Annotated in this window: 10 protein-coding genes; 3 read left to right on the top strand and 7 right to left on the bottom strand. The window is 70.4% G+C overall.

What is annotated here, in order from left to right; all coding sequences use genetic code 11:
* Positions 1-142 precede the first annotated feature (142 nt).
* Positions 143-1,039: an alpha/beta hydrolase gene (locus tag ACFV2J_RS05600; protein WP_385093283.1), complete on the bottom strand. Its 897-nt coding sequence runs from the start codon at positions 1,037-1,039 to the stop codon at positions 143-145.
* Positions 1,040-1,312: 273 nt separating this feature from the next.
* Here ACFV2J_RS05600 and ACFV2J_RS05595 point away from each other — a divergent pair, with 273 nt between their 5' ends.
* Complete coding sequence (locus ACFV2J_RS05595) at positions 1,313-2,146, top strand: enoyl-CoA hydratase/isomerase family protein (RefSeq protein ID WP_385093286.1); 834 nt, start codon at positions 1,313-1,315, stop codon at positions 2,144-2,146.
* A gap of 186 nt (positions 2,147-2,332) precedes the next feature.
* Here the strand turns inward: ACFV2J_RS05595 and ACFV2J_RS05590 are convergent, their stop codons facing one another.
* The 5 genes from ACFV2J_RS05590 to ACFV2J_RS05570 all read right to left on the bottom strand — a co-directional run bounded on the left by ACFV2J_RS05590 (position 2,333) and on the right by ACFV2J_RS05570 (position 6,499).
* Positions 2,333-3,757 carry an RICIN domain-containing protein gene (locus tag ACFV2J_RS05590; RefSeq protein ID WP_385093289.1) on the bottom strand — a complete coding sequence of 475 codons (1,425 nt, stop codon included), beginning with the start codon at positions 3,755-3,757 and terminating at the stop codon, positions 2,333-2,335.
* Positions 3,758-4,461: 704 nt separating this feature from the next.
* Entirely contained in the window at positions 4,462-4,815 is a 354-nt protein-coding gene (locus tag ACFV2J_RS05585) for an antibiotic biosynthesis monooxygenase family protein (protein ID WP_385093292.1), read from the bottom strand.
* A 131-nt stretch (positions 4,816-4,946) separates the two neighbouring features.
* On the bottom strand, positions 4,947-5,486 hold the full coding sequence (locus ACFV2J_RS05580) for an EF-hand domain-containing protein (protein WP_385093295.1): 540 nt from the start codon (positions 5,484-5,486) through the stop codon (positions 4,947-4,949).
* A 186-nt stretch (positions 5,487-5,672) separates the two neighbouring features.
* Positions 5,673-6,056 carry an ArsR/SmtB family transcription factor gene (locus tag ACFV2J_RS05575; protein WP_385093298.1) on the bottom strand — a complete coding sequence of 128 codons (384 nt, stop codon included), beginning with the start codon at positions 6,054-6,056 and terminating at the stop codon, positions 5,673-5,675.
* Positions 6,053-6,499, bottom strand: a complete 447-nt coding sequence (locus tag ACFV2J_RS05570) for an SRPBCC domain-containing protein (RefSeq protein WP_385093301.1) — start codon at positions 6,497-6,499, stop codon at positions 6,053-6,055. The genes ACFV2J_RS05575 and ACFV2J_RS05570 overlap by 4 nt, the downstream gene beginning before the upstream one ends.
* Before the next feature lie 252 nt (positions 6,500-6,751).
* Between ACFV2J_RS05570 and ACFV2J_RS05565 the strand changes: the two genes are divergently transcribed.
* Together ACFV2J_RS05565 and ACFV2J_RS05560 are read left to right on the top strand one after the other, a co-directional pair.
* On the top strand, positions 6,752-6,991 hold the full coding sequence (locus ACFV2J_RS05565) for a hypothetical protein (RefSeq protein ID WP_168533035.1): 240 nt from the start codon (positions 6,752-6,754) through the stop codon (positions 6,989-6,991).
* Positions 6,991-7,374 carry a toxin Doc gene (locus tag ACFV2J_RS05560; RefSeq protein ID WP_153286752.1) on the top strand — a complete coding sequence of 128 codons (384 nt, stop codon included), beginning with the start codon at positions 6,991-6,993 and terminating at the stop codon, positions 7,372-7,374. The genes ACFV2J_RS05565 and ACFV2J_RS05560 overlap by 1 nt, the downstream gene beginning before the upstream one ends.
* Positions 7,375-7,441: 67 nt before the next feature.
* Here the strand turns inward: ACFV2J_RS05560 and ACFV2J_RS05555 are convergent, their stop codons facing one another.
* A complete protein-coding gene (locus ACFV2J_RS05555; protein ID WP_385093304.1) occupies positions 7,442-8,158 on the bottom strand; it encodes a tetratricopeptide repeat protein in 717 nt (238 codons plus the stop codon).
* Positions 8,159-8,432: the final 274 nt, after the last annotated feature.

Genomic DNA, 8,432 nt, shown 5'->3' with positions numbered 1-8,432 from the left:
ATGACACTTCAATTTTTAGAGCTGGGGGGCGTCCCGCCGTTTCGCGCCAGACGGGGGGGGGGGGGCCCGGCGGGGGGGGGGGGGGGGGGGGGGGGGCCCCCGCCGCCCCCCCCCGGGGGGGCCACCCCGTCGTCACTCCGGCCTAGAGATGGGCGCGGAAGAACCGCACGGCGGCGCCGGTGCTCACCTCGAAGCCGTCGAGGTAGGGGTCGAAGTGACCGCCCGGCACGAGGACGAGTTCCTTGGGTTCGAGGGCTCTCTCGTACGCGCTCAGGGCCAGGTCGGTGGGGGCGACGGTGTCGTGGGTGCCGACCAGCATCATCAGGGGTGTCGGCGAGATCTGGTCGATCCAGTGGCCCGGGTCGTAGGAACGGGCGCGCCGGTTGGACTGGACGGTGACGCGGTTCTCCCACAGGCCCTCCGGCGCGTCGTGCCGCAGGTAGAAGTCGATGGCGTCGGCGGAGCGGTAGGAGGCCGGCACGGTGAGGTCGTCACTGACGAACGCCTGGCTCGCCGGTTCCTTGCCACGGGCCTGGTCCAGCTCGTCGGCGGCGATGGCCTCCTCCAGCGCGCGGGTCAGGTGCGGCGGAACACGGCGGCGGCTGCTCTGCGAGCCGCTGACGGTCGGCACCTGCGCGTACACGGCCGCGATCCGGCGGTCCGTCGCCCCGAGCACCAGGGCGTGCCCGCCCGAGTAGCTGGTGCCCCAGATACCGATGCGGTCCGCGTCGATCGGGCCGAGGGTCTGGAGGTGTGAGATCACCCGCCGCCAGTCCTCGATCTGCCGGTACGGGTCGATGTCCTGGCGAGGCTCTCCGGTGCTGTCGCCGAAGCCCCGGTGATCATGCAGCGACACCGCGAACCCCGCCTCCGCGATACGGCGCGCGATCGCCTCGATGCCCTGGTGGTACTTCGTGCCGCCGAAGCCGTGGCTCATCGTGACGGCCGGGTGGGGTCCCGGGCCCTCCGGCAGGAACAGCCATGCGCTGAGCACGGTCCCGTCGGGCAGCTGAATCAGCTCGTCTGTGCGCTGGACCATGAGATCTCTCCTGAGGTGATCGGCGTGGTGCGGCCGTGCCGCGAATCCGTCTTCCGCGGCACGGCGCGATGGACGCGGCTGCCCCTTCGACAGCGGCGGTCCGACCATCCCGTCACCACGGGCGTCGGGGCGACGGCGCCGCTCGGGGCGGGGAGGCGGGCCGGGGAGCCCCGGCCCCCCTCAGCCATGTTGCTTGCAAAACGCAAGTCGCGCTGTCAGGATGACTCACACAGCTTGCAGAAAGCAAGTGAGATTCAGGAAGGGGGCCATCAAGTGCCCGCAACGTACTCGTACGACACAATCCGGACGGAACTGCGCAACGGGGTCCTGTGGGCCGCGATCGACAACCCTCCGGTCAATCTCATCGACGAGCGGCTGGTCACCGATCTCATCGCCCTGCTCGACGACACCGATACCGACGGGGACGTGCGCGTCGTGGTGTTCCGCAGCGCGGACCCGGACTTCTTCATCTCCCATGTCGACCTCAAGCGGATCCCCCAGTACACGGCAGCCGCCGCCAGGTCCGGCGGTCCCGACGACGTGAGTCTCGGCGCCCTGTTCCGGCGCCTCAGCGAGGCCCGTCCCGTCACGATCGCGCTTCTCGAGGGACGGGCCCGCGGTGCCGGTGCCGAGTTCCTGTACGCGTGTGACATGCGGTTCGCGTCCCTCGAAGGAGCCGTCATCGGCCAGATCGAGGTGGGCACCGGGGTCTTCACCGGTGCGGGCGCCGTCCAGCATCTCGTACGGCTCGCCGGCCGCGGCCAGGCCATGCAGATGATCCTGGGCTCGGAGGACGTCGAAGCGCGGGAGGCCGAGCGCATCGGCGTGGTCAACAAGGCACTTCCGGGTGAGGAGTTGTCCTCCTACGTCGAGCGGCTCGCTCAGCGCATCGCCAAATTCCCGGAAGCGGCGGTACGACTCGCCAAGCGCCGTATCAACGCGGCCGGCCTCGCACCCAAGGAGGATGTCCACGTCGACGGCAGCATGTTCCAGGTCCTGGCGGGCGACAGCGCCGTCGCCGCCCGGGTGGGCGCCCTCATGCAGCGCGGGCTCCAGGAACGCTCCCGCACCGAGCTCGAACTCGGCGCGGTCATCGGGGAGCTCTGAGGCCACCGGGCCCCGCACCGGCGGCGTGACAGCGACCGCGCGGCGGCACCGCTCGCCCGGCATCCGTCGCGGCACGACCCCGCGCGCTGCGCACCGGGCGCAGGGCACGGACCGCCGACCCCGTCCCCACACACTGCCGCCCGGCACACACGAGGTGCACCGGGCGGCAGTGGGCCTGTCCCCCTGTCAGGCCGGCAGGTGGAACTGCTGGTTGGTGCCGCCGGCGCAGGTCCAGATCTGCAGCCGGGCTCCGTTGGCCGTCGACTTGTCGGTGACGTCGAGGCACTTGCCGGACACGGGATTCACCAGGGTGTCGCCGCTGCCGCGCTGCCAGACCTGGGCACCGGTGCCGTTGCAGTCGTACAGCTGGACCTTGGTGCCGTTGGCGGTGCCGGCCGCGGTGAGGTCCATGCACTTGCCGAGGCTGCGGATGGTGTTGTCGGAACCCACGGTCCACTGCTGGGCGGTGGTGCCGTTGCAGTCGTAGAGCTGGACGGCGGTGCCGTTGGCGCTGCTCGCCGAGGCGACGTCCACGCACTTGCCGCCGAGGCCCGTGATCTGTCCGGTGGAACCGGTGGGCGGCGGAGTGGTCCCGCCGGTCAGGGAGTTGAACGTGCTGGAGAACTGCCAGGCGCTCTGCGGGGTGCCGCTGCAGGTGTCGGAGAGCTGGCCGTTGGTGGCACAGGCCTTGTCGCGGCCGAGCGCCCAGAAGGCGAGTTCCTGGATGCCCTTGGACTTGGCGAAGTTGGTCAGCGTGGTGGCGTTGCCGGTGGTGAAGATCTCACTGACGTCGTCGTTGACCCCGATCATCGGGGTGTTGCCCTCCATCGCCCACAGCTGCGCGTCGGACTTCTCCGGCCAGATGGCGCCGAGCTGGCTGCGCAGGGCCGTCGCGGCGTCGGTCGCCGCCTTGCCCATGTCCCGGGTCCCGTCGTAGTAGTCCATCGTCATGATGTTGACGAGGTTGACGTTGAGACCGTTGCTCTTGGCGTTGGACAGCAGCTTCGTCCCGTTGCCGTCCAGCCCGTTCGGCATGGACGGCAGGGTGTACTGGACGTCGAGCTTGCGCCCCGCGGCGGCGTACTCCTGCTGGAGCTGGGCGAGCGCCTTGTTACGTCGGTCGTTGGCGGCGGTGTCGGCGATCGCGCCGCCTTCGATGTCGAAGTCGACGCGGGTGAGGTTGAGGGTGTCGATGACCTTCTTGTACTGGGCCTTGAGCGAGGCCACGCTCGTACAGGCCTGCGCCTCCTCGGTTCCCGAGGCACCGCCGAAGGAGGCGATGACGTCGCCGCCCGCGCCCCGCAGGGAGTTGATCGCGGAGGTCCAGCCGGCGTCGGTGACGGGCGTGTCGCCGTTGAACATGGCGTTGCAGCCGCCGCCGTCGATGACGAAGGCGAGCGTGTAGTACTTCAGGCCCGTCGCGTTGCGGGCGTTGGTCATGGCCGAGGGCGAGTTCCAGGTCTCGACGTACGGCGCGGCGTAGTGGGCGGGGAAGCCGGGGCCGGGGTTGGCCGCGGCGCTCGCGGAGCCGCCGGCGGCGACGACGGCGGTGGCGGCCATCGCCAGGACAGCGGGAGCGGTGGCGAGGGCTCTGACGGCGGATCTGATCACAAGACGGCTCCTGTCATGGGCGCGAGGGGGCGCGATGATGCGGGGGGGGGTGCCGTGAGTGGAGCATCGGGGGACGGAACGGCGGTTCATGTGACTGACGTCGGTTCCGTCACATGAACATCCGATGACCGATGACGGTATGGACTAGACCAGCTTCGCGTCAATACCCTTGAATCCTGGAAGAGTTCGGGCGGGGAGGAGTTGAGGAAGCGGCAGTGCGGCGCCCCGGGTGCCGAGGCAGGCCGGCAGCGGTCACGTGAAGTCGCCGTCATCCGCCGGTCGCACTCCCCCGGTGCCGGCCTTGAGCGTGCGAACGCCAGGTTCGCGGTCCGGCCGCTGGGACAGCGGGGTGCAGCGGGGACGGTTATACGCAGGGCCGGCGTTCGGCGGTTGTTCCGGGCGGTCGCCTGCGGAACTCAGGCGGGTCTCGCCCGTGCCGCTCCCCGCATCGAGCGGACCACCAATGCCAGGCTCAGCGAACGCAGTTGGGGGCAGGAGGCGCGCAAACGACCAAGGCACGGTGGCATGAGGCGGACCGCGGGCAACTCGGGTGCCGTATCAGGCAACGTTCGCCCTGCGCGTCGAGCGTGATCGCGCTCGCGTTCGCGATCCGGATCTCGGCGAGAGTGCCGGCTGCGCGGGTGGCGGATGCCGGACCTGGAGGTGACTCCGGCCGGCCGCTCCGCTGTCGGGCTCCGCGAGGTCTACGCTCGGGTGAACCCGTGGCTCCGCTCCACCTTCGCCACATGCAGCGAGTAGGTCTGGTACCAGTCGGCCCGCCCACGCTTCTGCGCCGCGCGATGCTCCGCGTTGCGCCGCCACTCCGCGAGGGCGTCGGCGTCGCGGAAGTATCCGACGGTGATGCCCAGCCCGCCGGGGGTCTGCGCGTGGTCCATCCCCAGGAACCCGGGAACGTCCTTCACCAGGTCTTCCATGCGGGCGTTGGTCTCGCCGTAGCCGCTCTGCTCCTGGGTTCGCACCGTGGTGAACACAGCCACGTAGTAAGGGGGTTCGAAGGCCTGGACGGGCACGACGGGCGCTTCCGGGTGATCGCTCATGGCGCCCACCGTAGGGCGGGAGGCGCCCGGCGTTCCAGCGTCTTTCCCGAACACCCGTCGCCCGTCGGATCGCCCCGCCTCCCGTACGCCCACCGGACCGTCGGACGGACACCGGACGGCCCGGAGCGCGGCTATTCGGAGAAGCGGCCGCAGAGCCAGTTGCCCGGTTCCGCCGGATCGTCGCTGATCCAGAACTGGCGCCAGAGAGACGCGAACTCCTCGCGGCCGAGGTGGCCGTCGCCGTCCTGGTCGAGCAGCTCGAAGACACCGGTCATGTCCGCGGGCCGTCCGCTCCAGGTCTCCACGAGCCTGCGGTGCTCCTGTGGGGAGATGCGGCCGTCACCGTTGGTGTCCACAGCGTCGAAGACGGTGTCGGCGGTCGCGGTGACGGACTCGGTCATGGTGGGCAACCGGTCGACCAGGGTGAGCAGTTCACCCATGTCGACCGTGCCGTCCCCGTTGGCGTCGCCGGCCTCAAGAAGAGCACCCCACCAACCCATCAGCAACGTCTCCACCCGGGCCCGCAGTTGAGTCCCGGGCCCCACTCCCGGGAGCCGGCTCCAGCGGGCGACGAGCGCCGTGAAGTCGTCCTCGCGCAGATAGCCGTCACCGTCCGCGTCGAACGCGGCGAACATCCCCTTGAGCTTGCGCTCCTGAAACGCGCTGGCCACGAGCGGCCTCCCTCGACGCCGAACCGAACCGCGGACCGCGACTGCCGGACGCCTGTCGTTTCCGTTTGCAGTCGCCACGGACAGCGTAGGCCGAGGCGTGCCCGCGGCCCCACGGGCACATGTGGGCGAACGGTCACCCGCCTGCCGGGGTGACCGGCAGACCCGCAGACCCGCAGGGCCACCTCCTCACGTGTTCGGATCCCGTGACGGACCGGAGCCGCTCCCCTCCCGCTCCGCCGCCTCGGCGACGCGCTTGATGGCGGCCAGTCGCCGGTCCCAGTCGGCCGCGAGCGCGGCCATCCAGCGGGCCGTCGCGTTCAGCGCCGCGGGCCGCACCGCGTAGCGCACCTCACGTCCGACCCGGCCGCCGGAGACCAGTCCGGCGGCGTCCAGGACGGACAGATGCTTGACCACCGCCTGCCGTGAGACGGGCAGTCCCTCGGCGAGTGTCGTCGCGGTGGCCTCGCCCCGCGCGGCGAGCAGTTCGAGCAGGAGGCGTCGCGTCGGGTCGGCGAGCGCGACAAGGACACTGTCGACGACCCCGGCGGCGCCAGGACGTTCTTCCGTCACGTGGAGGGCTGTTCGGCACGCGTCTTGAGCGCGCCGAGCTCCAGGGGCCAGCCTTCGGTGTGGTCCTTCACGTTCTGGCTGCGCAGATCCTCCGACCCGGCCAGCGCGGCGAACCCGCTCTCCACGACGCGCAGCCGCGTCTGTTCACCTTCCTGGGTCAACGTGAACTCCACGAGAGTGCTGTTCTCCTCGCGCAGCTCCTCTCCGGGGAACGCGCTGGTCCAGCGGTAGGCCAGGTACGTCGGCGGCTGAACCTTCTCCACACGCACCGGGAAGTCGCCGTGCTCGGCGTTCTTCGCGATCATCGACTCGCCCTCCTCGGCGACAGTGCCGGGAAGGCTCGCCTTGTCGGCCACCCAGAACCCGGGTTGGGCCACCAGCTCCCAGACCCGTTCCAGGGGTGCCGCGATCAGGGTTTCGCGTTCGATGCGGTCCTCGCTCATGAGCAGACTCCGTCCATGCCGACTTTGGATGCAACCCAAGAGTTGCACATCCACGTTCCAGGAGCAACCCGAGGGTTGCACCTGGAGAGGCGTGGATCCATGCATCGAGACCGGTGCTCGCGCCCATACCGGCACCCCGGACGCCACGGCGCCCGGGACGCCCGGGACGCCCGGGACGCCCGGGACGCCCGGGACGCCGGACTTTCACCCCTCGCCTGGCCTCACAGGTACCTGGTAGGTACCATGCTTGCTATGCCATCACTGAATGTGACGTTCACGGACGAGGAAATGGAAGGTGTGCGCGCGGCCGCCTCGGCAGAAGGCAAGAGCCTGAAGCAGTACATGCACGATCTCGGTGTCCGTGAGATGCACCGCAAGCGGTTCGTCGCGGGCGCCACCTCGTGGGCGGACAAGCTGCACGCCGAGTTCGACGAGGCGTTCCCCGACGAGGTCCCACCCTCGCAGCGTGGCGATGGAGTCGCTGCCGCCTGATGAGCGAAATCCTGTACATCGATGTCTCCTGGCTCCTGGACGTCCAGGAAGCCGCCCTGGGAACCGACGACGTGTCGGTCACCGACTACTCGGCCCTGGTCGCGGCCGTCGCGCGGCACAAGACGCGCATGCCGACCCTTCAGACGTCCAATCCCGACACGGCGTGGCGCGCGGCGGCGCTTCTGCACACCGTCGTACGTCTCGAGCCCCTGCCCCACCGCAACAGTCTCTTCGCCGCGTTCGTCGCCGCCCAGTACATGGACCAGTCCGGCGAGGGGATCGATCCTCCCTACGGCAGCCTGTCCGACCTGATCAGAAAGGTCCGGGAGACCCGCCTGCCGATCTACGCCGTCGCGGACGTCCTGCGTTCCTGGAGGATCTGACACCCCACCGCATTCGGCGCGTTCTCTCCCCGGCCTCCGGGCCTCGGGACCCGCCGCCCCCCGGCGCTCAGTAGAAGTTACCCCGGTCGTGCGGGGGATTGACGGCGTCGCGACGCTGCTGCAGCAGGCCGGCCGTCCTGTTGGCCGATATCTCCCGCAGGTGGGCCTGACTCTGCAGGGTCATCATCGACCCGAGCGCGTGACGCACGGTCAGCGGGTTGTCCACGCAGGCCTGGTACAGCGCGGCGGCGCGCTGGGGGTCCTGGTAGAGCGTGCGGTAGACCTCGGCGGCACGGTACTGACCGTAGGGGTGATTGCGCGCGGCGGCCGCCAGGAAGTACTCCAGGGCGTGTTCCGCGGGGGTGCGGGTCACGGGCAGCAGCCGCTCCAGGTAGAGATCGCCCAGGGCCAGCATCGCTTCCGGCTCGCCCAGTTCGACCGCGGCGCGGTACCAGCGGGCCGCCTCGTCGAACGACTGGGGGACACCCGCCTGGGGGCAGCCCTGGTGGTACAGCGAGGCGAGGTAGTAGGCCGCTCGCGGTGAACCGGTGCTCTGCCGCAGCCGTGGCAGGGCGCTCGCGTACTGCCCCCGTACGTAGTCGATGTGCCCCAGGAGCTCGACGGCGGCGCCGTGCCCGTTGGCCGCCGCGGTCTCCAGGAACGCGGTGGCTGCGTCCCGGTGCTCCGCGCTGTCCCAGCAGTGCAGGCCGATCCGGTAGTACTCCTCGGCGCTGGTCGGCTCGTGTCCGTCCACGGTGAAGTTGGTCCCCTGCCACTGCACCACGTCGCTGCCTCTCTCGTCCTGACCTGCCTCGGCGGGCGCCTACCGTCATTGTGCCGCAGCCCCACGAGGTCGCCGAGGCCGCGACGGCGGCAATCGGTCACGGACCGAGAATTCCCTGCTTCCGCTTCCGCCGCGGCTACGACCGCGGCTGCGGCTGCGGTACCTCTGCCGCTACGGATCGCGGGTCGATCGGCGCCGTCCGATGGGGGGGGCGGCCCCCGCCGGGTGCTAGGGGGGGGCGCACAGCGGGGGCCGCGCTGACCCCCCGGCCGGG

Origin of the sequence: Streptomyces sp. NPDC059668 (genome assembly GCF_042734135.1) — a bacterium.
In the GTDB taxonomy this organism is placed as follows: domain Bacteria; phylum Actinomycetota; class Actinomycetes; order Streptomycetales; family Streptomycetaceae; genus Streptomyces.
The sequence above is the reverse complement of the archived record's forward strand: the minus strand, read 5'-3'. Positions and strand labels throughout refer to the sequence as shown.